This window comes from Dactylosporangium sp. NPDC000521 (assembly GCF_042898305.1).
Taxonomy (GTDB): domain Bacteria; phylum Actinomycetota; class Actinomycetes; order Mycobacteriales; family Micromonosporaceae; genus Dactylosporangium.
Map to the genome: position 1 here is coordinate 106,281 of NZ_JBIAYW010000008.1, position 21,084 is coordinate 127,364.

Consider the following 21,084-nt stretch of genomic DNA (forward strand, 5'->3'; position numbering starts at 1 on the left):
CATGGCGCGTCTGAAGGTCACCCAGATCCGGTCCGAGATCGGCACCAAGCAGAACCAGCGGGACACGCTGCGTTCGCTCGGCCTGAAGCGGATCCGCGACGTCGTCGTCAAGGAAGACCGTCCGGAGATCCGCGGCATGATCCACACCGTGACGCACCTGGTCACCGTGGAAGAGGTGGAGTAATCCGATGACGATCAAACTGCACCACCTGCGGCCCGCCCCGGGCGCCAAGACCGCGAAGACCCGTGTGGGTCGCGGTGAGGGCTCCAAGGGTAAGACCGCCGGTCGTGGCACCAAGGGCTCCAAGGCCCGCAAGAACATCTCGGCGGCGTTCGAGGGTGGGCAGATGCCCCTCCACATGCGCCTGCCGAAGCTCAAGGGCTTCAAGAACCGCAACCGCATCGAGTTCCAGGTCGTCAACCTGGCCCGCCTCGCGGAGCTGTTCCCGAAGGGCGGCACCATCGGGGTCGACGAGCTCGTCGACGCTGGCGCCGTCCGCAAGGGCGAGCTGGTCAAGGTCCTCGGCGACGGGGAGCTCGGCGGAGTAAAGCTGCAGGTCAGTGCGCACAAGTTCAGTGCGACTGCCAAGGAGAAGCTGGAAGCGGCGGGCGGATCGGCCACGCTGCTCGGCGGTTCCGCAGCGGAGTAGAGAACGAGCTACCGTGGCGTCCACCGGAGCATTTTTGGTGGGCGCCACGCGGCGCCTCAAGGGCAGCCGGAGCACCACCCGAAGGACCACCTGAAAAGCTGAGGGATCGCCGGGGCGTGATGTGCTGCGGGCATCCTGTTAGAGTCCGTTGCGCAGTACCACACTCTGCTCAGCCGTTCAGTCGCACCACTCGCACCAAACGCACCACCAGGACCCCACCTCGTCGGCCGACCGGCCGCCTTGCGCAGGAGGAAGAACGTTGCTCTCCGCCTTTGCCAGCGCGTTTCGCACGCCTGACCTGCGCAACAAAATCTTGTTCACATTGCTCATGATCGCGCTGTACCGGGTGGGTGCCACGCTCCCCAGCCCCGGCGTGTCGTTCGGCAACGTGCAGAAGTGCCTCGACATCGTCGAGAGCGGTGACAAGAGCAACGTGGCGACGCTGCTCAACCTGTTCTCCGGTGGCGCGCTGCTGCAACTTTCAGTCTTCGCGCTCGGCATCATGCCGTACATCACCGCGAGCATCATCCTGCAGCTGCTGACGGTCGTGATCCCGCGCCTGGAGCAGCTGCGCAAGGAAGGCCAGTCCGGCCAGGCGAAGATCACCCAGTACACGCGCTACCTCACCCTCGGGCTCGGTGTCCTGCAGGCCTCGGCGATCATCGCCCTGGCGCAGTCGGGCCAGCTCTTCAACGGCGCGTGCGACCAGACCCAGTTCCCGGTCATCCCGGACACCGGCAAGATCCCGCACTGGCTGATCCTGACCGCGCTGGTCATCACGATGACCGCCGGCACCGGCATGGTCATGTGGTTCGGCGAGCTGGTCACCGACCGCGGCGTCGGCAACGGCATGTCCGTCCTGATCTTCACCTCGATCGCCGCCCGGCTCCCCAACGAGGGCCTCTCGATCTTCCAGGACGACAAGACCACGTTCTTCGTCATCGTGGGCCTCGCGGTCGTCGTCATCGCCTTCGTCGTCTTCCTGGAGCAGGCTCAGCGTCGCATCCCGGTGCAATACGCGAAGCGCATGATCGGCCGCCGCATGTACGGCGGGACGTCGACCTACATCCCGCTGAAGGTCAACCAGGCGGGCGTCATCCCGGTCATCTTCGCCTCGTCGCTGCTCTACCTGCCGGACCTGATCACCAGGTTCGCCGGGGCGGACACGACCAACAAGACCGTCCTGTGGATCCAGCGCAACATCGTCGCCCAGGACAAGCCGGCGCACATCATCCTCTACTTCCTGTTGATCATCTTCTTCACGTACTTCTACGTGTCGATCACGTTCAACCCCACCGAGGTCGCGGACAACATGCGCAAGTACGGCGGATTCGTCCCCGGCATCCGGCCGGGCAAGCCGACCGCCGAGTACCTTGACTTCATCCTCAGCCGCATCACCCTCCCCGGCGCGCTCTACCTGGGCATCATCTCGATCCTGCCCAACCTGCTCATCGGGGTCGTCGGTGGCGGACAGGCTCTGCAGAACTTCCCGTTCGGCGGCACCGCGGTGCTCATTATTGTTGGTGTGGGCCTCGAAACGGTGAAGCAGATCGAGAGCCAGCTCATGCAGCGCAACTACGAAGGGTTCCTCCGGTAGTGAGGCTGGTGCTGGTAGGTCCCCCCGGGGCGGGCAAGGGGACCCAGGCCGAGTTCATCGCCGCGCACCTCGCCGTGCCCAAAATCTCGACCGGCGACATCTTCCGGGCCAACGTCGGGCAGGGCACCCCGCTCGGCGTCGAGGCGAAGCGCTACATGGACGCCGGCCAGCTCGTCCCCGACGAGGTCACCATCAACATGGTGTCCGACCGCCTGTCGGAGGGCGACGCTGCCGACGGCTTCCTCCTCGACGGCTTCCCGCGCACCGTCCCGCAGGCCAACGCCCTCGACAAGCTCCTCGCCGACCTCGGCACCGGGCTCGACATCGTGCTCGAGCTCGTCGTGGAGAACGAAGAGGTCATCCGGCGGCTCTCCGGCCGCCGGACCTGCCGCGGCTGCGGCAAGATCTGGCACGTCGAGTTCGACGCGCCGACCCACGAGGGCGTGTGCGACCGGTGCGGCGGCGAGCTCTTCCAGCGCGACGACGACAAGGCCGAGACGATCGCCGAGCGGCTGAAGGTCTACGCCCGGGACACCTCGCCCCTCGTCGACTACTACGGCGCGCAGGGCAAGCTGGTGGGCATCGACGCCACCGGGCCGGTCGAGGACATCACGGTCCGCGCGATCGACGCTCTGCGCTCCTACGGCGGCTGACCCGTGGCGCACCAGGTCGAGATCGAGCTCAAGACCCCTGAGCAGATCGGCCACATGCGCCGCGCGGGTCTCGTCGTCGCCGACGCCCTGGCCCGCATGCGGGCCGCGGTCGCGCCCGGCGTCAGCACCGCCGACCTGGACGCGATCGCGGAGGAGACGATCCGGGCCGCCGGCGCCATCCCGTCCTTCAAGGGCTACCACGGCTACCCGGCCTCGATCTGCTCCTCGGTCAACGACCAGGTGGTCCACGCCATCCCCAGCGCCCGGCAGATCCTGCGGGCCGGCGACCTGATCTCGATCGACTGCGGCGCCGAGCTGGACGGCTGGCACGGCGACGCGGCCATCACGGTCGGCGTCGGCGAGATCAGCAACGACCTGCGCCGGCTCGTCACCGTCGCCGAGGACGCGATGTGGGCCGGCATCGCCGCCGCCGCCCGCGGCGTCCGCTCCGGCAAGGGCCGCCTGACCGACATCTCCTTCGCGATCCAGTCCGCCGTCCGCAAGGCCGGCCGCTACGGCATCGTCGACGGCTACGGCGGCCACGGCATCGGCAGCGCCATGCACCAGGACCCCTTCGTGGAGAACTCGGGCCGCCCCGGCAAGGGCCCCGCGCTGCGCCCCGGCATGGCCCTGGCCATCGAGCCGATGATCACGAAGGGCAAGCCGAAGGTCGCCGAGCTCGACGACGGCTGGACCGTGGTGACGGTCGACGGCTCCATCGCCGCCCACGTCGAGCACACGATGGCCATCTGCGACGACGGCGTCTGGGTCCTCACCGCCCCCGACGGCGGCCGCTCCCGCCTCGGCGAGCTCGTCACCGCCCGCCAGCAGGTCAGCGCCTAGCCGTCGGGTCTCTCATGATCCGGAAGACTTCTTGTCGCCAGAGCAGCAACAAGTCTTCCGGATCACGGAGACGGCGAGGGTGAGCGGCAGTCGTACCGTGGCGGCCCAGGGTGGAAGAACGGCGTGCGCGGATGGGATGCTTCTTCCCGGGGAACGCGTCTCGGGGAGGGTGGCAATGGCGGTGGACCGGCGGGAGCACCTGCGCGCGGCCGACGTCGACCGGCAGTTCGTGGCCGAGCGGCTCAAGGCCGCGGTCGACGAGGGGCGGCTGTCCCTCGGCGAATACGACGAGCGGCTGAAGGACACCTATGCCGCGCGGACGTATGGCGACCTCGACGTGATCCTCAGCGACCTGCCCGGCTTCCGGCCCGTGGACAGCAGCGCGGTGGCGCCGTCGAGCGGGTATGCGGCGGCGCCCGCGCCGGCCGGGTCCGGGACCAAGGGCCAGTTCGGGCGGCAGCCGCACTGGCTGCTCGGGATCTGGAGCGGGTGGCTGATCGCCGTCACCGTCAACGTGGTGATCTGGGCGCTGGTCAGCATCTCCAAGGGCGACGCGGTGTACTTCTGGCCGATGTGGGTCGCCGGGCCGCTCGGCGCGGTGCTGCTCGCGACGTCGGTGAGCACCTATCTCGCGGGCGGGCCGGACGCCGCCCGGGAGCTGAAGCGGGAGCGAAGGCGGCAGCGGCGCGGGGATTGAGACCCCGATTTGGTGCATCGCGCTCACCGCGCGTAGACTCGCCCATTGGCGCAAAGCGTCCACTCAGGCATGCCCCCACGCGCTTCTAGTGGCAGGCCTGAGCCGCGGCTGGCGCGGGTCCTCCAACAGGGCCCGTGAAAAGGATGCGAGCGTCGACACCCAACCCGATCGTCAGGTAGCGGAGGACATGCCGAAGAAAGACGGGGCCATCGAGATCGAGGGCCGAGTGATCGAGCCACTCCCGAACGCGATGTTCCGGGTGGAGCTCGCCAATGGCCACAAGGTCTTGGCGCACATCAGCGGGAAGATGCGGCAGCACTACATCCGCATCCTGCCCGAGGACCGAGTGGTCGTCGAGCTGTCGCCCTATGACCTGACTCGCGGGCGCATCGTCTACCGCTACAAGTAAATCGGTGTCGGTTCCCAGGAAACGGTCGGGACTGTCGCTCCCATGTAGGGGTGCGCAGCGAGAGTTAGGCAAACCGTGAAGGTCAAGCCGAGCGTCAAGCGGATCTGCAACAACTGCCGGATCATCCGGCGGCATGGCCGGGTCATGGTCATCTGCAGCACTGACCCGCGCCACAAGCAGCGCCAGGGCTGAGTCCCAGCGCCGCGGATCCACTGCACCACCATGTTTTAGCCCGTTCCAGCCCCGGGCCACCGCGCGCGATGCGTGCGGAGCGCGTGGGCTGCACCCCCGGTCGGAGGCCGGGGCCCGTCTGTGGGCAGACGGGAGTGGAGCGGGCTCAGACCTCCGCACACGCAAGGAGCACGCCCACCTATGGCACGTCTCGTTGGTGTTGATCTCCCGCGCGAGAAGCGCACCGAGATCGCACTCACCTACATCTATGGCATCGGGCGCACCCGATCCATCGAGCTGCTCGCCGCCACCGGTATCGACGGCAACAAGCGGGCTCGTGACCTCACCGATGAAGAGATCGTGCAGCTGCGCGACTACATCGAGGCCAACTTCAAGGTTGAGGGTGACCTGCGCCGCGAGGTCGCCGCGGACATCCGCCGCAAGGTCGAGATCGGCTGCTACCAGGGCATCCGGCACCGCAAGGGCCTGCCCGTGCGCGGTCAGCGCACCCGGACCAACGCCCGCACCCGCAAGGGTCCGAAGCGCACGGTCGCCGGCAAGAAGAAGCCGGGCAAGAAGTAGTAGCTGGTCGGTAGAGAAAACAATCTAGGAGCGCATAGAGAATGCCGCCGAAGGCTCGCGCCGGCGCGACCGCTGTCAAGAAGGTCCGGCGCAAGGAACGCAAGAACGTCGCCCACGGGCAGGCGCACATCAAGAGCACCTTCAACAACACCATCGTGTCGATCACCGACCCGACCGGTGCTGTCATCTCCTGGGCCTCCGCCGGCCAGGTGGGCTTCAAGGGCTCCCGCAAGTCGACTCCGTTCGCCGCGCAGCTGGCCGCCGAGGCCGCCGCTCGCCGCGCGATGGAGCACGGCATGCGGAAGGTCGACGTGTTCGTCAAGGGCCCCGGCTCCGGCCGGGAAACCGCGATCCGCTCCCTGCAGGCCGTCGGCCTCGAGGTCGGGCAGATCAGTGACGTCACGCCGCAGCCGCACAACGGTTGCCGTCCGCCGAAGCGCAGGAGGGTCTGACGATGGCTCGTTACACCGGGGCTGACTGCCGCCGCTGCCGTCGCGAGAAGATGAAGCTGTTCCTCAAGGGCAGCAAGTGCGACGGGCCGAAGTGCCCGTTCGAGTCGCGTCCCTTCCCGCCCGGCCAGCACGGCCGCGGCCGGCCGAAGGAGACCGAGTACCTGCTCCAGCTGCGCGAGAAGCAGAAGGCCCGCCGCATCTACGGCGTCCTCGAGCGGCAGTTCGCCGGCTACTTCGACGAGGCTGTGGCCAAGCCCGGCAAGACCGGTGAGGAGCTGCTCAAGATCCTTGAGTCGCGCCTCGACAACGTGGTCTACCGCGCCGGCCTCGCCACCTCGCGTGACGCGGCCCGCCAGCTGGTGAGCCACGGCCACATCCAGGTCAACGGCAAGAAGGTCGACATCCCGTCGTACCGGCTCCGCGAGCACGACATCGTGCAGGTGCGGCAGAAGTCGCGGGAGCTCACCCCGTTCCAGATCGCGCAGGGCCTCGCGGGCAGCAAGACCGTCCCGGCGTGGCTCGAGTTCATCCCCAGCGAGCTCAAGGTCCTGGTGCACAGCCTGCCCGCGCGGCAGGTCATCGACACCCAGGTCCAGGAGCAGCTGATCGTCGAGCTCTACAGCAAGTAAGCAGCATGTCGCGGAGGCGGGGCGTCGCTCCGCCTCCTCGAAGCGCACCGGACAGTGTGCGCTTCTCGGAGCGCGTCAAATAGCGGGCGCGCAACGAACTGGAGGAACCAGAAGTGCTCATCTCCCAGCGTCCGAGCCTCGCCGAAGAACTGATCAGCGAGACCCGGTCCAAGTTCACCATCGAGCCGCTCGAGCCCGGCTTCGGCTACACCCTCGGCAACTCACTGCGCCGCACCCTGCTCAGCTCCATCCCGGGTGCCGCGGTGACCAGCATCAAGATCGACGGTGTGCTCCACGAGTTCACCACGATCCCCGGTGTCAAAGAGGACGTCGTCGAGCTCGTCATGAACGTCAAGGAGCTCTGCGTCAGCTCCGAGCACGACGAGCCGGTCTCGATGTACCTGCGCAAGCAGGGCCCCGGTGACGTCACGGCGGGCGACATCCAGCCCCCGGCCGGCGTCTCCGTGCACAACCCCGACCTGAAGCTGGCCACGCTCAACGGCAAGGGCCGGCTCGACATGGAGCTGACCGTCGAGCGGGGTCGCGGCTACGTGACCGCGAACCAGAACAAGCAGCAGGGCCAGGAGATCGGTCGTATCCCGATCGACTCCATCTACTCCCCGGTGCTGAAGGTCACGTACCGCGTCGAAGCCACCCGCGTCGAGCAGCGCACCGACTTCGACCGGCTCATCATCGACGTCGAGACCAAGGCGTCGCTGACTCCCCGCACCGCGCTGGCCTCGGCCGGCTCGACCCTCGTCGAACTCTTCGGCCTCGCCCGTGAGCTCGACACGGACGCCGAAGGCATCGACATCGGCCCGTCGCCGCAGGACGCGCAGCTCGCTGCCGACCTGGCACTGCCGATCGAGGAGCTCGACCTCACCGTCCGCTCGTACAACTGCCTCAAGCGCGAGGGCATCAACTCCGTCGGGGAGCTGATCAGCCGCACGGAAGCAGACCTCCTCGATATAAGGAATTTCGGTCAGAAGTCGATCGACGAGGTCAAGATGAAGCTCGCCGGGATGGGTCTGGGTCTCAAGGACTCCGCCCCGACGTTCGACCCGGCACACGTCGTGGACTCGTTCGCCGATGTTTCCTACGACGACACCGACGACTACCGCGAGACCGAGCAGCTCTAACCAGCTGCTGTTGATTGAGGAGCCCCAATGCCCACGCCCACCAAGGGTCCCCGCCTCGGCGGCAGCCCCGCGCATGAGCGGCTGATGCTGGCGAACCTCGCCACCTCACTGTTCAAGCACGGTCGCATCCAGACCACCGAGACGAAGGCCAAGCGGCTTCGCCCGCTCGCCGAGCAGCTCATCACCAAGGCCAAGCGCGGCGATCTGCACGCGCGCCGTCAAGCGCTCGCCGTGGTGCGCGACAAGGACGTGGTGTTCCAGCTGTTCGACCAGATCGCGCCGCGGTTCGCGACCCGTCCGGGTGGCTACACCCGGATCGTGAAGACCGGCCCGCGCAAGGGTGACGCCGCCCCCATGGCGATCATCGAGCTGGTCGAGGAGCTCGAGGTCGCCGCCGCGCCGGCGCCGCGCAAGGCCGCCGCCCGGAAGGCCGCCAAGGCCGACTCGATCGCGGTTCTGGCCGGCGAGGACACCGACGAGGCCCCCGCGGCCGCGTCGGCGACCGCCTCCGACGAGTCCGCCGCGGCGGAGTCGGCGGACGAGCCGGCCGCGGACGAGGACGACGAGAAGAAGGCCTAACCACCGGCCTGAAATCGACGGCCCGGCACCCCGCGCGACGGGGTGCCGGGCTGGTTCTTTTGGAGGATGTGCGTTGATCCGTGTCCGCCTCGACGTGGCGTATGACGGGACCGACTTCTCCGGCTGGGCGGTCCAGCCGACCCGCCGCACCGTCGCCGGCGAGCTGACCACGGTGCTGACCCGCCTCTTCGGCACGGTCGAAGGGCTGACGGTCGCGGGCCGGACCGACGCCGGCGTCCACGCCACCGGCCAGGTCTGCCACGTCGACGTCCCCGCCGAGCGCTGGGCGGCCCTGTCGTCCACGCTGCTGCGCAAGCTCGCCGGCCTGCTCCCGCTCGACGTGCGCGTCCACGCGGCCGCCGAGGTCCCGCCGGAGTTCGACGCCCGCTTCTCGGCCCTGTCGCGCCGGTACGAGTACCGCGTCACCGACGCCGTGGCGGGCGCCGAGCCGCTGCGCCGGCACGATACGGTCGCCTGGCCCCGGCCGCTGGACCTCGACGCCCTGAACGCCGCCGCCGCCGGCCTGGTCGGCGAGCACGACTTCGCCGCGTTCTGCCGCCGCAAGGAACACGCCACGACGATCCGGGCCGTCAACCGCCTCGACTGGCGCCGCGACCCGGACGGCATCCTGGTGGCGACCGTGCAGGCCGATGCCTTCTGCCAGCAGATGGTGCGCAGCCTCGTCGGCGCCCAGCTCTTCGTGGGCGACGGCCGCCGCGACCCGTCGTGGCCCGCCGGGCTGCTCAGCCGGCGGGTCCGCGCCGACGAGGTGACGGTCGCGCCGGCGCACGGCCTGGCGCTGGTCGAGGTCAGGTACCCCGACGACCCGTCGGAGCTACGCCTGCGCTCGGAGCAGACCCGCCGCCGCCGCGACGCCGACTGAACGCCGCCGACGGTCCGGTTGACGGACCGCCGTGACGCTGAATGACCGTCGACTGACCGCCGCAGCGCCGACTGCAGGACGACGACCGGCCGTCGCATCGTGATCGAATCGCGGGTCTGGTCGCCATCACGACCGGATCCGCTGCTCGCTCATGACGGGGGCGGGGCCGAGGCGGGAAGGGACGCGGCTGGGGTGGCTTCCGGCTGGATGATGGCGCGGTTGCCGATGATGCCGTTCTCCAGGTAGGTCTCGACGATGTCGTACGTGATCTGGTTGGGGTACGGGTCGTCGGGCGCGAAGTCCTTGCCGTCGACCCTGGCGATCACGACGAAGGCGATGAAGTGCCCCCGGTAGTTCCAGCCGAGCTGGGTGGGGGCGCGGACGATCGCGTCGGTGCCGGTCCCCGCGCCGACGCTCATGCCGGCGAAGCGGCCCTTCTGCCCGTCGACGATGGGCTTGACGCCCTCGAAGGCGGTGGCGGCGGACTTCTCGGTGTCGAGGTTGAAGATGCCGGCGGTGATCAGGTAGTCCTCGTTGGGCGACTTCATCGTCGCCCGGACGACCTCGGAGCAGCCGGCGCCGGCGAGCAGGGTCGCCAGCTGGTCGGTGGCCGCGGTCTTGCAGTCAGGGGATGCCTGGGTCTTCAGGATCAGGTACGGCGGCTCGTCCGGCACCGCGATGATGTTGTTCTGCGGGAAGACCTCGGCCTCGGTCAGCGGGTTGGGGTCGACCTGCCGGCTGCTGATGTCGCGCTTCTTCGGGCCGGCGTTGGCGGTCGAGCGGGCCGACTCGGGGCCGTTCTTCTCGTCCTTGAAGATGAACCAGGAGCCCAGGCCGCACGCGGCGAGCAGCACGATCACGCCGATGACGCTCAGCGCGGCGATCCAGCGGTGCGGGCGGTGCTCGACGCCGCGGGCCGGCTCGGCCGGGGTGGAGCGGGCTCCGCCGGGGCGCCTGCTGTCGGGGCGACCCGCCGGCCGGTTGCCGGGTGGCTCCCCCCGCAGCGCCCGCTTGGTGCCGCCGGTGGTGTACTCACCCGTCCCGCGGTCCGGGCCGCCGGGACCGCGGCCGCGGCGGCCGGCGCCCGACGGCTCGTCGAACGGCAGGCCGTCGTCGAGCGGGCGGCGCTGGTGCGGTGCCTCGTCGGCGCTGGGGCGGCGGCGGGTCGCGGTGCCGCTCGCCTCGAACGCGGCGCTCGCCGGCTCGTAGCCGGTGCCGGTCCGGTCATAGCCGGGGCCGGTGGGCTCGAAGCCGCGCCGCCGGGCGGTGCCGGTGTCGTCGCGCCGCGGCGGCAGGTCGTCGAACCCACGCCCCCGCACGCCGGTGTCGTCCCGCCGGAACCCGGCCGCATCGTCGCGCCGCAGGCCGGCCGTGTCGTCGCGCCGGAACCCGGAGGTCTCGTCGCGGCGGAGGCCGGCCGTGTCGTCGCGGCGGAGGCCGGAGGTGTCGTCACGATCCGCGCCGACGGGGGCGCCGGTGTAGAAGCCGCCGCGGCGGCCGGTGCCAGTGCCAGTGCCGGTGCCCGGCTCGGTGTAGCCGGGACCGTAGCCCGACCCCGTGGACGGGCCGCCGACGACGCCCGGGCCGGAGCGTTGCCGGCCGACGCCGGGCTCGGTGCCCGTGGGCTCGAAGCCACCGCGCCCCCGCCGGGACGTGCCGGTGTCGTCGCGCCGGAACGCGGCCGGGTCCTCGGCGGCGCGGGACCGCCGGCCAGGGCCGGTCTCCATCGCCGCGGCGGCCGATGTACCGGTGTCGACCCCCCGGCGTCCCGCGGTCGTTTCGGGGTCGCCGTCCCTGGCCCGCCGACCGGCAGCAGGGCGCTCTGCCACCCCGCCGGCGGCGCGCCGGCCGGTGCTGTCCGGATCGTCGAACCGGCGGCGGGCGCCCGTCGACGCTTCGGCCTCCTCCGCGGCGCGGCGGGCACGACGGCCGCCACCCGAGCCGCTGGTCGGGCTGCTCGGGGGGCCGCTGACCGGGCCACGGGAGCCGCCGGAGCCGCTGGTGGGGCTGCTGTCGGGGCGCATCGTCGGGAAGATCGGCACGAGCGGCGGCGGCTCGGTCGAGGTCCGCGGCGGCGTGTAGTCCGCGAGCGGCTTGATGATCGGCTCGAGGGCGGGCCCGTGCTCGTACGACTCCGAAGGGCGACGCTCCGCGGCGCGCCGGCCGGCGGGCTCGTCGTCGGCGCGGGCCCGGCGCCGGCCGCCGCGCGACTCGGTGCTCTCCACGGGGGGTGGCGGCTCGATCGCGGCGCGTGCCGGCGGTGGCACGGTGGCCGGCCGGGGGACCGCCCCGCTCGGCGAGTCGCCGCGCCCGGCCCGCGGCCCGGTGGGCTCGTCACGCACCGGCCGGAACGCCCCGCCGGCCGAGTCGTCACGCAACGGCCGGAACGACGACGGTTCGCCGCGAGATGCCCGGAACGTCCCGCTGGGTGAATCGTCGCGGGGCGTGCGGAAGGACCCGCTGGGCGAGTCGTCGCGGGGTGCGCGGAAGGACCCGCTGGGTGAATCGTCGCGGGGCGTGCGGAAGGACCCGCTCGGCGAGTCGTCGCGAGGGGAGCGGGCCGGGCCTCCGCCGGAGTCGCGAGGTGCGCGGAAGGACCCGCTGGGCGAGTCGTCGCGAGGGGAGCGGGCCGGGCTTCCGCCGGAGTCGCGGGGTGCGCGGAACGTCCCGCTGGGGGAGTCGTCGCCCGGCGCCCGGCGTCGCCCGCCCTCCGGAGCCCGGGGACCAGCCGGCGGCGGCACCGCAGACGCCCGGAAGACCCCGCTGGGAGAGTCGTCACGAGGGGAACGGACCGGACCGCCGCCGGAGTCGCGGGGTGCGCGGAACGACCCGCTGGGGGAGTCGTCGCGAGGTGCGCGGAACGACCCGCTCGGGGAGTCGTCCCGCGGTGCCCGGAACGACCCGCTCGGCGAATCGTCCGGACGCGAACGACCATCCCGTCCACCGCGGAGGTCGTCGAAGGCCGGCTCGTCGAACGACGGCGGTGGCGGCGCCGTGAACGGGTCAGGTCCGCTGCCGCGCAGACCGGCCAACCAGTTGTCGGCCTCGTCCGCCTCGTCCCGGCGGAACGAGTCGGAGCGCCGCTTCCGGCGCTGCTCGTTCCCAGAAGTCATGTCGCACAGGGTAGCCGAGACTCCAAGGAGGTGGCGCGTCGGCGATGTGCCGCACAATCCGAACGAGTGGGTCGCGAGCAGGGCCGTTCACCTCCTTGGGGACAATGCGTTGCGTCACCGGTCGAAGGAGGGGCATCGTGTCCGGCGAGCACTACTTCACCGCGGAGCCGGCGGCCGCCGAGACCCGGCACACCGTCGAGTTCACCGTCGACGACCAGGACTTTCGCCTGGTGGCGTCGGCCGGGGTGTTCTCCGCGCACCGTCTGGACCCGGGCACCGCCGTGCTGCTGCAGCGCGCCCCGCTGCCGGACGCGGCGGAGACCGGGCCGCTGCTGGATCTCGGCTGCGGCTACGGCCCGATCGCCGCGGTCCTGTCCAGCCGCGCCCCGCGGGCGACGATCTACGCCGTCGACGTCAACCAGCGGGCCCTGGAGCTCGCGCGGGAGAACACGGGCCCGAACGTGATCACCACGCTGCCCGGCGACGTGCCGGACAGTGTCGGATTCACGCAGATCTGGTCCAACCCGCCGATCCGGATCGGCAAGCCGGAGCTGCACGCGCTGCTGCTGCGCTGGCTGCCCAGGCTGGCCCCGGACGGCGTCGCGTGGCTGGTCGTGGCCAAGAACCTCGGCGCGGACTCGCTCCAGCGGTGGCTGGAGGAGCAGGGGTTCAGCGCCGTCCGGCACGCCAACCACAAGGGCTTCCGGATCTTCGAAGTCAGAAAAGCGGGCGACGGACCGGCGAGCGCGGCGCAGAATTCCTGACTCGTGGGATACGTGGACGTGGCAGGGGTCGGGCACACGCTCGCGGACGGTCGTGAGCTGTTCGCCGAGGTGTCGTTCAGGGTCGGTGAGGGCGCCAAGGTCGCGCTCGTCGGGCCGAACGGTGCGGGCAAGACGACTTTGCTGAAGATGGTGGCCGGTGACCTGCCGGTGCGGACCGGCGCGATCGCGCGCTCCGGCGGGCTCGGCGTGATGCGCCAGTTCATCGGCATGATCGGCGACGACCGCACCCTGTACGACCTGGCGCTGCAACTCGCGCCGGTGCACCTGCGCACGGCGGGGGAGCGGCTGCACACCGCCGAGGTTGCCATGCACGCCGAGGGCACCGAGAAGGCGCAGCTGCGGTACGCGAACGCGCTCGCCGCGTGGGGTGAGGCCGGTGGGTACGACGCCGAGGTCCTCTTCGACACGGTGAGTGTCGCCGCGTTGAACAAGCCGTGGGACGAGACCCGGGACCGGCCGGTGCGGACCCTGTCCGGCGGGCAGCAGAAGCGGTTCGCCCTGGAGCTGCTGCTGCGCGGCGACGACGAGGTGCTGCTGCTCGACGAGCCCGACAACTTCCTGGACGTACCGGGGAAACGCTGGCTGGAGGAGCGGCTGCGCGAGTCGTCGAAGTCCGTCCTCTACGTGTCGCACGACCGTGAGCTGCTCGCCAGGTCCGCGGACCGGGTCGTCGCGGTCGAGGGCGGCTCGGCGTGGGTGCACCCGGGCGGGTTCGCGTCGTGGCACGAGGCGCGGGTCGCCCGGCACGAGCGCCTCGACGAGCTGCGCCGCCGCTGGGACGAGGAGCACCAGAAGCTCAAGGACCTGGTCCTCATGTACAAGACGAAGGCCGCCTACAACGACGGGCTCGCCTCGCGGTACCAGGCGGCGCAGACCCGGCTGAAGAAGTTCGAGGAGGCGGGGCCGCCGCCGACCCCGCCGAAGGACCAGGACATTCGCATGCGGCTGTCCGGCGGGCGTACCGGCAAGCGCGCCGTCATGTGCGAGCAGCTCGAACTGGACGGCCTGACGTACCCGTTCGACCTGGAGATCTGGTACGGCGACCGGGTCGCGGTCCTCGGCGGCAACGGCACCGGCAAGTCGCACTTCCTGCGGCTGCTCGCCCGCGGCGGCACCGACCCGGACCCGGCACAGACCCCGATCGGCGTACAGATCGCGCCGGTCGCGCACGGCGGGCAGGTGCGGCTCGGCGCCCGGGTGCGCCCGGGCCACTTCTCGCAGACGCACGACCGTCCGGAGCTGCTCGACAAGACGCTCGTGGAGATCCTGTGGCGGGGTGACGACTGGCGGACCGGGCTGCCGAGGCCGCAGGCGATGCCGGCGCTGTCGCGGTACGAGCTGGCGGCGCAGGCCGACCAGCGCTTCGGCACGCTGTCAGGTGGGCAGCAGGCCAGGTTCCTGGTGCTGCTGCTGGAGCTGTCCGGGGCGACGCTGCTGCTGCTCGACGAGCCGACGGACAACCTGGACCTGGCCAGCGCCGAGGCCCTGGAGGAGGGGCTGCGCACCTTCGACGGGACGGTGATCGCCGTGACGCACGACCGCTGGTTCAGCCGGTCGTTCGACCGGTTCGTGCTCTTCCGGGCCGACGGTGAGGTCGTGGAGGTGCCCGAGCCGGTGTGGGAGGGGCGCGGCTGACGTTCCGACGGACGCGTTGTCCGTGGCGCTGGGTCACCGCGTGCTCACATGTCCCGGTGAACCCCTCTGTTGTGCTCACCGTCGGCGCGTCCGACTCGTCCGGCGGCTCCGGAATACAGGCTGACCTGCGCACCCTCGCCGCGATGCGGATGCACGGGGCGTCGGTCGTGACGGCGGTGGTGTCGCGGAACACGCGCGGCACCACCGACGTGTACCCGCAGCCGACGACCGTGGTGTCCGGGCAGCTCGCCAGCGTCCTGGAGGACCTGCCGGTCGCGGCGGTCAAGACGGGCATGTTCCCCAACCCGGACTCGGCGATCGCGGTCGCCGCGCGGGCCCGGTCGGGCGCGCTGCCGAACCTCGTCGTCGACCCGGTCCTGGAGACCGCCGGCGGCGGGTCCAGGAAGGGCCTGGCCGCGGCGGTGGAGCGGCTCCTGCCGCACGCGATGGTCGCCACCCCCAACCGGGAGGAGGCGTCGCTGCTGCTCGGCTGGGCGGTCGTGACGCCCGCCGACATGGCGAAGGCGGCGGCGCAGCTGTCGTCGGGTGGTCCGCGGTACGTGGTGATCACCGGGGGTGACTTCGCCGTCGGCGACGACGCGGTCGACATGATGTGGGCCGACGGCGCGGCGCGGCTGCTGCACAGCCCGCGGGTCGCCAGCCGCAACACCGACGGCTCCGGCGCGACGTTCGCGACGGCGGTCGCCGCGCGGCTCGCCATGGGCGACGACCCGGTCGAGGCGATCACCTGGTCGAAGGGCTTCGTCGGCAGGGCGATCAGCGACGCCGCGGACTGGCGGATCGGCGCCGGCACCGGACCCATCGACCAGTTCGGGTGGTCGTCACTCACCCTCCGATGACGCCGGCCCGACCGGGCATGATGGCGGGATGGACGAGAAGACGTTGATCCACCAGATCTCGGCGCTTGTGGACGACGAGCACAAGCTGAGGACCCAGCTGCAGGCGGGCAAGATCTCCGAGGACGAGGAGCACGAGCGGCTCCGCGCCATCGAGGAGCAGCTCGACCAGCTGTGGGACCTGCTGCGCCGCCGCCGGGCGGCGAGGCTGCAGGGCGTCGCCCCCGACGACGTCGAGCCGCACGCGGTCGAAGAGGTCGAGCACTACCTGCAGTAGAGGGCTGTCGCCGGCCGTCCGCCTCAGTCGACGCGGAGGCGGTAGCCGCGTTTGACGACCGTCTGCACGAACGCGGGGCCGCCGAGGGCGGCGCGCAGGCGGGCGACGGCCATCTCGACGGCGTGCTCGTCGGCGCCGCGGGGCAGCTCACGCAGCAGCGCGGCCCGGGACAGGACCCGCCCGGGCGACGCGGCGAGCGCCCGCAGCACCGCCATGGGGCCGGGGGCGAGCGGCTTCAGCGTGCCGTCGATGATCGCGGCGTGCCCGCGCAGCGTGACCGCGGCACCCGCGACGTGCAGCGTCGGGGCGCGCTTGGGCAGCTCGTCGACGAGGATGCGCACGAGCGCGCCCAGGCGGGCCCGCTGCGGCGCGGCCACCGGCACGCCGAGGCGCTGCAGCGGCGCGGCGGTGACCGGGCCGACGCACGCGGCCAGGACGTCGGTCCGCAGCGCCTCCAGGACGTCGGGGGCGTCGGTGCCGGCCACCCGCAGCAGCGAGCTGACGGCGGGCGCGGACGTGAACGTGACCGAGTCGACCAGCCGCGAGCAGATCAGGTCGACGAGCCGCCGCAGCGGCGCCGGATCGACGGGCGGGGCCCACCGGTACACCGGGATCTCCACCACGATCGCCCCGGCGTCGCGCAACGCGGTCGTGAACTCGGGGTGCGGCTCTCCGTGCAGCTGCAGCGCGATCCGCCGGCCCGCGATCCCGCCCGGGAACCCGCCGCCGAGGAGGAAGTCGAGGACCTCGTCGCAGCTCTCCGTCTCCGGTGACCAGGCCTCGAGCATGCCGGCGGCGCGGACGGCGCCCTTCGCCTTGGGGCCGCGGGCGATGAGGAACGCGTTGTTGAGCCGGGTCCGCAGCGCCTCGGCGAGCCCCCAGCCCTCGGCGGCCTCGAGCCAGCCGCGCAGGCCGATGCCGGTCGTCGCGATCACGATCTCCGGCGCGACGTCGACGCACGACACGGTCGCGGCCTTCAGCTCGGTGTCGTCGGCGACCGGCACGATCCGCAGCGCCGGCGCGATCACGACCCGGGCGCCGCGGCGCTCCAGCAGGGCGCTGAGCTCGTCGCGCCGCCGGTCGGCGGTCACCGCGACCGTGAACCCCGCCAGCGGAAGATCCTCACCCGACATCGGTTCGGCCTCCAGCGTGCTCATTGCGCTCATGCCGTCGCCTCCGCCGGCGCTCCGGCGCCGGCCTGAGCCAGCACTGCGCCCATGGTTCGCGGCGCTCCGCTCCGCTCCGCCCCGGTCATGCCGTCGCCTCCGCTGCGCTCCAGCGCCGGCCTGACCCAAGGCACTGCGCCCATGGTTCGCGGCCCTCCACTCCGCTCCGCCCCGGTCATGCCGTCGCCTCCGCTGCGCTCCAGCGCCGGCCTGACCCAAGACACTGCGCCCATGGTTCGCGGCGCTCCGCCCCGCTCACGTGACCGCCTCGGCCGTGGCGAGCTCGGGGGCGGCCACTTCGACGAGGCCGTCGCGGACGCGCACCGGGTAGACGGGCACGCGCACCCCAGGCTGGTCGAGGCATTCGCCGCTGCGCAGGTCGAACACCTGCTTGTGCATCGGCGACGCGACGGTCGGCACGTCACCGCGGCTGCCCACGATCCCGCGCGACAGCACGGCGGCCCCGCTGATCGGGTCCAGGTTGCCGATCGCGTGCACGGCACCGTCGTACACGCGGAACACCGCGACCTGAGCACCGCCGACGAGCGCGGCGACACCACGCTCGGGCTCCAGGCGCGGATAGGGGCACACGACGGTCCACTTCATGAGCGCACTCCAAGGACGACGGGGACGGGCTGGCCGCGTTCGGAAGCGAACGTGATCGTCGGGTCGGGGGTGTCCGGCGCGTTGACGAACGACACGAACCGGGCGAGCCGCTCAGGGTCGTCGATCGTCGCCCGCCACTCGTCGACGTAGGAGCCGACGTGGTGCGCCATCATCGACTCGAGCTCGCCGGCGATGCCGAGGGAGTCCTCGACGATGACGGCCTTCAGGTAGTCCAGGCCGCCGTCCATCGCCTCGATCCACGCCGACGTGCGCTGCAGCCGGTCGGCGGTGCGGATGTAGAACATCAGGAACCGGTCGACGAGCCGGATCAGCTCCTCGGTGGTGAGGTCGCTCGCGATCAGGTCGGCGTGGCGGGGCCGGAAGCCGCCGTTGCCGCCGACGTACAGGTTCCAGCCGTTGTCGGTGGCGATGATGCCGAAGTCCTTGCCCTTCGCCTCCGCACACTCCCGCGCGCAGCCCGACACGGCCGACTTCAGCTTGTGCGGCGCGCGCAGCCCGCGGTACCGCAGCTCCAGCTCGACGGCGAGCCCGACGGAGTCCTGCACGCCGTACCGGCACCACGTCGACCCGACGCACGACTTCACGGTCCGCAGCGCCTTGCCGTAGGCGTGCCCGGACTCGAAGCCGGCGGCGACGAGCCGGTGCCAGATCGCCGGCAGCTGCTCGACGCGGGCGCCGAGCAGGTCGATCCGCTGCCCGCCGGTGATCTTCGTGTACAGGTTGAAGTCGCGGGCGACCTCGCCGATGACGATCAGCTTGTCGGGCGTGATCTCCCCGCCGGGGATCCGCGGGACCACCGAGTAGGTGCCGTTGCGCTGGATGTTGGCCAGGAAGTGGTCGTTGGTGTCCTGCAGCGCCGCCTGCTCGCCGTCCAGGACGTAGTCGTTGTGCAGCGACGCGAGGATCGAGGCGACCGTCGGCTTGCAGATGTCGCAGCCGCGGCCCGTGCCGTGCTCGGCGACGAGCTGCGAGAACGTGCGGATGCCGCGGACCCGGATGATGTCGAAGAGCTCCGCCCGCGACTGGGTGAAGTGCTCGCACAGCGCCTTGCTGGGCGCGACGCCGCCCTCGGCGAGCAGCTGCTTCAGCAGCGGCACGCACGAGCCGCAGCTGGTGCCGGCGCGGGTGCACGCCTTCAGCGCCGCCACGTCCGTGCAGCCCTGCTCGTGGATCGCCGTGGTGATCTGCCCCTTGGTGACGGCGTTGCAGGAGCAGATCTGCGCGTCCTCGGACAGCGCCGCTCGGGGCGCGTCACCGGCGAGCAGCGCCAGGGGCGACGCGGGCAGCGGACCGCCGACGCTGGCCCGCAGCGCCGGGTACGAGCTCGCGTCGCCGACGAGGATGCCGCCGAGCAGCGTCTGTGCGTCGTCGGACAGGATCAGCTTCGCGTACGTGCCGCTCGCCGGGTCGAGGTAGACGACGTCGAGCAGGTCGGTGCGCAGCGCGTCGCCGAAGCTGGCGACGTCGACGCCGAGCAGTTTCAGCTTCGTCGACGTGTCCGCGCCCGGGAACGACGCCTCGCCGCCGAGGAGCCGGTCCGCGACGACCTCCGCCATCGCGTAGCCGGGCGCGACGAGGCCGTAGCAGCGGCCGTCGATCTCCGCGCACTCGCCGATCGCGTACACGGCCGGGTCCTCGGTGCGGCACGTCTCGTCGACGACCACCCCGCCGCGCGCCCCCGTCGGGAGGCCCATCGTGCGGGCCAGCTCGTCGCGGGGCCGGATGCCGGCCGCCACCACGACGATGTCGGCCGGGATGTGCGCGCCGTCGGACAGGGTCAGCGCGAGCGTCGCGTTGACCGTCTGGGTCTGGCGGATCGCGGTGGTCGCGGCACCCAGGTGCACCCGGACGCCGAGGTCCTCCACGTACTTGCGCAGGACCGCGCCGCCGGCCTCGTCGACCTGCACCGGCATCAGCCGCGGCGCGAACTCGATCACGTGGGTGCGCAGGCCCAGCAGGCGCAGCGCGTTCGCCGCCTCCAGGCCGAGCAGGCCGCCGCCGATGACCGCGCCGACCTCACGCCCCTGGGCGTGCGCCCGGATCGCCTCCAGGTCGTCGAGGGTGCGGTAGACGAAGACGCCCGGCTGGTCGACGCCGGTGATCGGCGGCACGAACGCCGACGAGCCCGTCGCCAGGACCAGCGCGTCGTAGGAGTACATGGCCTGCGCGGTGGTGACCTTGCGGGCGGCCCGGTCGATCGCCAGGACCGGCTCGCCGAGGTGCAGGTCGACGCCGTCCGGCACGGCATAGGTGAGCTCCTCGGCGGACACGCCGTCGAAGAACGCCGACAGCCGCACCCGGTCGTACGCGGAGCGGCGCTCCTCGGCGAGCACCGTGATCTCCCAGGTGTTCCCGGTGTCCCGGGCGCGTAGCGCCTCCAGGAACCGGTGCCCGACCATGCCGTGACCGACAACGACGACCTTCATGGCCAAAAGGCTGACGCCGGGCGGTTTCGCTCCAGGGTCCCGAATGTTTCGCGCCTGCTAAGAGCGCCTCACTAGACCGTTGAGCAGGACGTTACGGCGCTGCCACAGTCTGGTGAAGGCTGTGCCGGATCGTCCAACGGTAGGGTTCGGCGATCTGCTCGCGGGGGTAGACAGTAACCGACCCCGATATGAGGAGGAACCAGATGCGCTCGACCGCCAAGGTCACCATCGTGGCCATGACGGCGCTGGGCGTCGGGCTCGCCGGCTGCAGCGGCAACGCCGGCACCCCCAGCGCCGGCAGCAGCGGCAAGACCTCGGCCGGTGCCTCGGCGGCTCCGGGCGGCTCGTCCGGCGCCACGTCCGGAGCCCCGGGCGGCACGTCCGGGACCGGCGCCGCGGCCCCGTGCCTCGTCGGCACCTGGAAGGCGACCGGGCTCGACGGCAAGCTCAGCGGCCCCGTCACCGGGACCTTCACCGGCGGTGGCGGCACCACGCTGACCGTCGACAGCGCCGGCAAGGCCACGGTCGACTTCGGCTCCATGAAGCCGGTCACCTTCGCGTTCACCGTCTCCGGCGGCGACGTCAAGGGCAGCTTCGGCTACGGCGGCAAGGTCAACGGCACCGTCAAGACCCCGTCGGCGGCGACCGGCACGTGGGAGCCCGTCGGCACCGTCGACTTCAGCACCCTCACCGTCACCGTCGACCTGACCAGCCCCGCCGCGGTCCGGGTGGCCGACAAGGCCTCCATCGCCGACTTCGCCGGCACCGGCACCGCGGACACCGGCGGCGCCGTCGACGCCCAGCCCGTCCTGAAGAAGAGCAGCTACGACTGCTCGGGCGGCACCACCCTCAAGCTCGGCCCGCCCCAGGGCGGCCCCGACACCGGCACCTGGACCTTCACGAAGGCATAGCCG

23 protein-coding genes are annotated in these 21,084 nt (G+C 71.5%); 19 read left to right on the forward strand and 4 right to left on the reverse strand.

What is annotated here, in order from left to right; translation table 11 throughout:
- The first annotated feature begins 1 nt into the window (after position 1).
- The 14 genes from rpmD to truA all read left to right on the forward strand — a co-directional run bounded on the left by rpmD (position 2) and on the right by truA (position 9,284).
- A complete protein-coding gene (rpmD, locus tag ACFY3L_RS26080) occupies positions 2–184 on the forward strand; it encodes a 50S ribosomal protein L30 (protein WP_033357651.1) in 183 nt (60 codons plus the stop codon).
- A 4-nt stretch (positions 185–188) separates the two neighbouring features.
- A complete protein-coding gene (gene rplO / locus ACFY3L_RS26085) occupies positions 189–650 on the forward strand; it encodes a 50S ribosomal protein L15 (RefSeq protein WP_344501827.1) in 462 nt (153 codons plus the stop codon).
- A gap of 259 nt (positions 651–909) precedes the next feature.
- A complete protein-coding gene (gene secY, locus ACFY3L_RS26090) occupies positions 910–2,247 on the forward strand; it encodes a preprotein translocase subunit SecY (RefSeq protein WP_389329106.1) in 1,338 nt (445 codons plus the stop codon).
- Positions 2,247–2,900: an adenylate kinase gene (locus tag ACFY3L_RS26095; protein WP_344501825.1), complete on the forward strand. Its 654-nt coding sequence runs from the start codon at positions 2,247–2,249 to the stop codon at positions 2,898–2,900. The genes secY and ACFY3L_RS26095 overlap by 1 nt, the downstream gene beginning before the upstream one ends.
- A gap of 3 nt (positions 2,901–2,903) precedes the next feature.
- Entirely contained in the window at positions 2,904–3,743 is an 840-nt protein-coding gene (gene map, locus ACFY3L_RS26100; protein WP_389329110.1) for a type I methionyl aminopeptidase, read from the forward strand.
- Between the two features lie 175 nt (positions 3,744–3,918).
- Complete coding sequence (locus ACFY3L_RS26105; protein ID WP_389329113.1) at positions 3,919–4,440, forward strand: DUF1707 domain-containing protein; 522 nt, start codon at positions 3,919–3,921, stop codon at positions 4,438–4,440.
- 187 nt (positions 4,441–4,627) lie between these two features.
- The gene (gene infA, locus ACFY3L_RS26110) at positions 4,628–4,849 is read left to right on the forward strand and encodes a translation initiation factor IF-1 (RefSeq protein ID WP_007073013.1); all 222 of its coding nucleotides are present in this window, start codon (positions 4,628–4,630) and stop codon (positions 4,847–4,849) included.
- Positions 4,850–4,924: 75 nt separating this feature from the next.
- Complete coding sequence (gene rpmJ / locus ACFY3L_RS26115) at positions 4,925–5,041, forward strand: 50S ribosomal protein L36 (protein WP_014687778.1); 117 nt, start codon at positions 4,925–4,927, stop codon at positions 5,039–5,041.
- A gap of 180 nt (positions 5,042–5,221) precedes the next feature.
- The gene (gene rpsM, locus ACFY3L_RS26120) at positions 5,222–5,602 is read left to right on the forward strand and encodes a 30S ribosomal protein S13 (protein ID WP_033357647.1); all 381 of its coding nucleotides are present in this window, start codon (positions 5,222–5,224) and stop codon (positions 5,600–5,602) included.
- Between the two features lie 41 nt (positions 5,603–5,643).
- Positions 5,644–6,054: a 30S ribosomal protein S11 gene (rpsK, locus tag ACFY3L_RS26125; protein ID WP_033357646.1), complete on the forward strand. Its 411-nt coding sequence runs from the start codon at positions 5,644–5,646 to the stop codon at positions 6,052–6,054.
- A 2-nt stretch (positions 6,055–6,056) separates the two neighbouring features.
- The gene (gene rpsD, locus ACFY3L_RS26130) at positions 6,057–6,683 is read left to right on the forward strand and encodes a 30S ribosomal protein S4 (RefSeq protein ID WP_033357645.1); all 627 of its coding nucleotides are present in this window, start codon (positions 6,057–6,059) and stop codon (positions 6,681–6,683) included.
- A 113-nt stretch (positions 6,684–6,796) separates the two neighbouring features.
- A complete protein-coding gene (locus tag ACFY3L_RS26135) occupies positions 6,797–7,822 on the forward strand; it encodes a DNA-directed RNA polymerase subunit alpha (RefSeq protein WP_389329116.1) in 1,026 nt (341 codons plus the stop codon).
- Between the two features lie 27 nt (positions 7,823–7,849).
- A complete protein-coding gene (gene rplQ, locus ACFY3L_RS26140) occupies positions 7,850–8,401 on the forward strand; it encodes a 50S ribosomal protein L17 (protein ID WP_389329119.1) in 552 nt (183 codons plus the stop codon).
- 76 nt (positions 8,402–8,477) lie between these two features.
- A complete protein-coding gene (gene truA, locus ACFY3L_RS26145) occupies positions 8,478–9,284 on the forward strand; it encodes a tRNA pseudouridine(38-40) synthase TruA (protein ID WP_389330081.1) in 807 nt (268 codons plus the stop codon).
- Positions 9,285–9,433: 149 nt separating this feature from the next.
- On the opposite strand, the gene ACFY3L_RS26150 is transcribed toward truA, so the two are convergent.
- Positions 9,434–12,397: a hypothetical protein gene (locus tag ACFY3L_RS26150; protein ID WP_389329122.1), complete on the reverse strand. Its 2,964-nt coding sequence runs from the start codon at positions 12,395–12,397 to the stop codon at positions 9,434–9,436.
- Positions 12,398–12,534: 137 nt separating this feature from the next.
- Between ACFY3L_RS26150 and ACFY3L_RS26155 the strand changes: the two genes are divergently transcribed.
- The 4 genes from ACFY3L_RS26155 to ACFY3L_RS26170 are packed head-to-tail and all read left to right on the forward strand — an operon-like array spanning position 12,535 to position 15,951.
- A complete protein-coding gene (locus tag ACFY3L_RS26155) occupies positions 12,535–13,161 on the forward strand; it encodes a class I SAM-dependent methyltransferase (RefSeq protein WP_389329125.1) in 627 nt (208 codons plus the stop codon).
- A 3-nt stretch (positions 13,162–13,164) separates the two neighbouring features.
- Positions 13,165–14,817 carry an ABC-F family ATP-binding cassette domain-containing protein gene (locus ACFY3L_RS26160; RefSeq protein WP_389329128.1) on the forward strand — a complete coding sequence of 551 codons (1,653 nt, stop codon included), beginning with the start codon at positions 13,165–13,167 and terminating at the stop codon, positions 14,815–14,817.
- Positions 14,818–14,873: 56 nt separating this feature from the next.
- The gene (gene thiD, locus ACFY3L_RS26165) at positions 14,874–15,677 is read left to right on the forward strand and encodes a bifunctional hydroxymethylpyrimidine kinase/phosphomethylpyrimidine kinase (protein ID WP_389329131.1); all 804 of its coding nucleotides are present in this window, start codon (positions 14,874–14,876) and stop codon (positions 15,675–15,677) included.
- A gap of 28 nt (positions 15,678–15,705) precedes the next feature.
- A complete protein-coding gene (locus ACFY3L_RS26170) occupies positions 15,706–15,951 on the forward strand; it encodes a DUF2630 family protein (RefSeq protein ID WP_389329134.1) in 246 nt (81 codons plus the stop codon).
- Positions 15,952–15,974: 23 nt separating this feature from the next.
- Here ACFY3L_RS26170 and ACFY3L_RS26175 read toward each other — a convergent pair whose 3' ends face one another.
- From ACFY3L_RS26175 to nirB, 3 genes are all read right to left on the reverse strand, one after another.
- Complete coding sequence (locus ACFY3L_RS26175) at positions 15,975–17,108, reverse strand: uroporphyrinogen-III synthase (protein ID WP_389330084.1); 1,134 nt, start codon at positions 17,106–17,108, stop codon at positions 15,975–15,977.
- A 264-nt stretch (positions 17,109–17,372) separates the two neighbouring features.
- Positions 17,373–17,723, reverse strand: a complete 351-nt coding sequence (nirD, locus tag ACFY3L_RS26180; protein ID WP_389329137.1) for a nitrite reductase small subunit NirD — start codon at positions 17,721–17,723, stop codon at positions 17,373–17,375.
- Positions 17,720–20,170 (reverse strand): nitrite reductase large subunit NirB, encoded by a 2,451-nt coding sequence (gene nirB / locus ACFY3L_RS26185; RefSeq protein ID WP_389329140.1) that lies wholly within the window; start codon positions 20,168–20,170, stop codon positions 17,720–17,722. The genes nirD and nirB overlap by 4 nt, the downstream gene beginning before the upstream one ends.
- 203 nt (positions 20,171–20,373) lie before the next feature.
- Here nirB and ACFY3L_RS26190 point away from each other — a divergent pair, with 203 nt between their 5' ends.
- Entirely contained in the window at positions 20,374–21,081 is a 708-nt protein-coding gene (locus ACFY3L_RS26190) for a hypothetical protein (RefSeq protein ID WP_389329143.1), read from the forward strand.
- Positions 21,082–21,084: the final 3 nt, after the last annotated feature.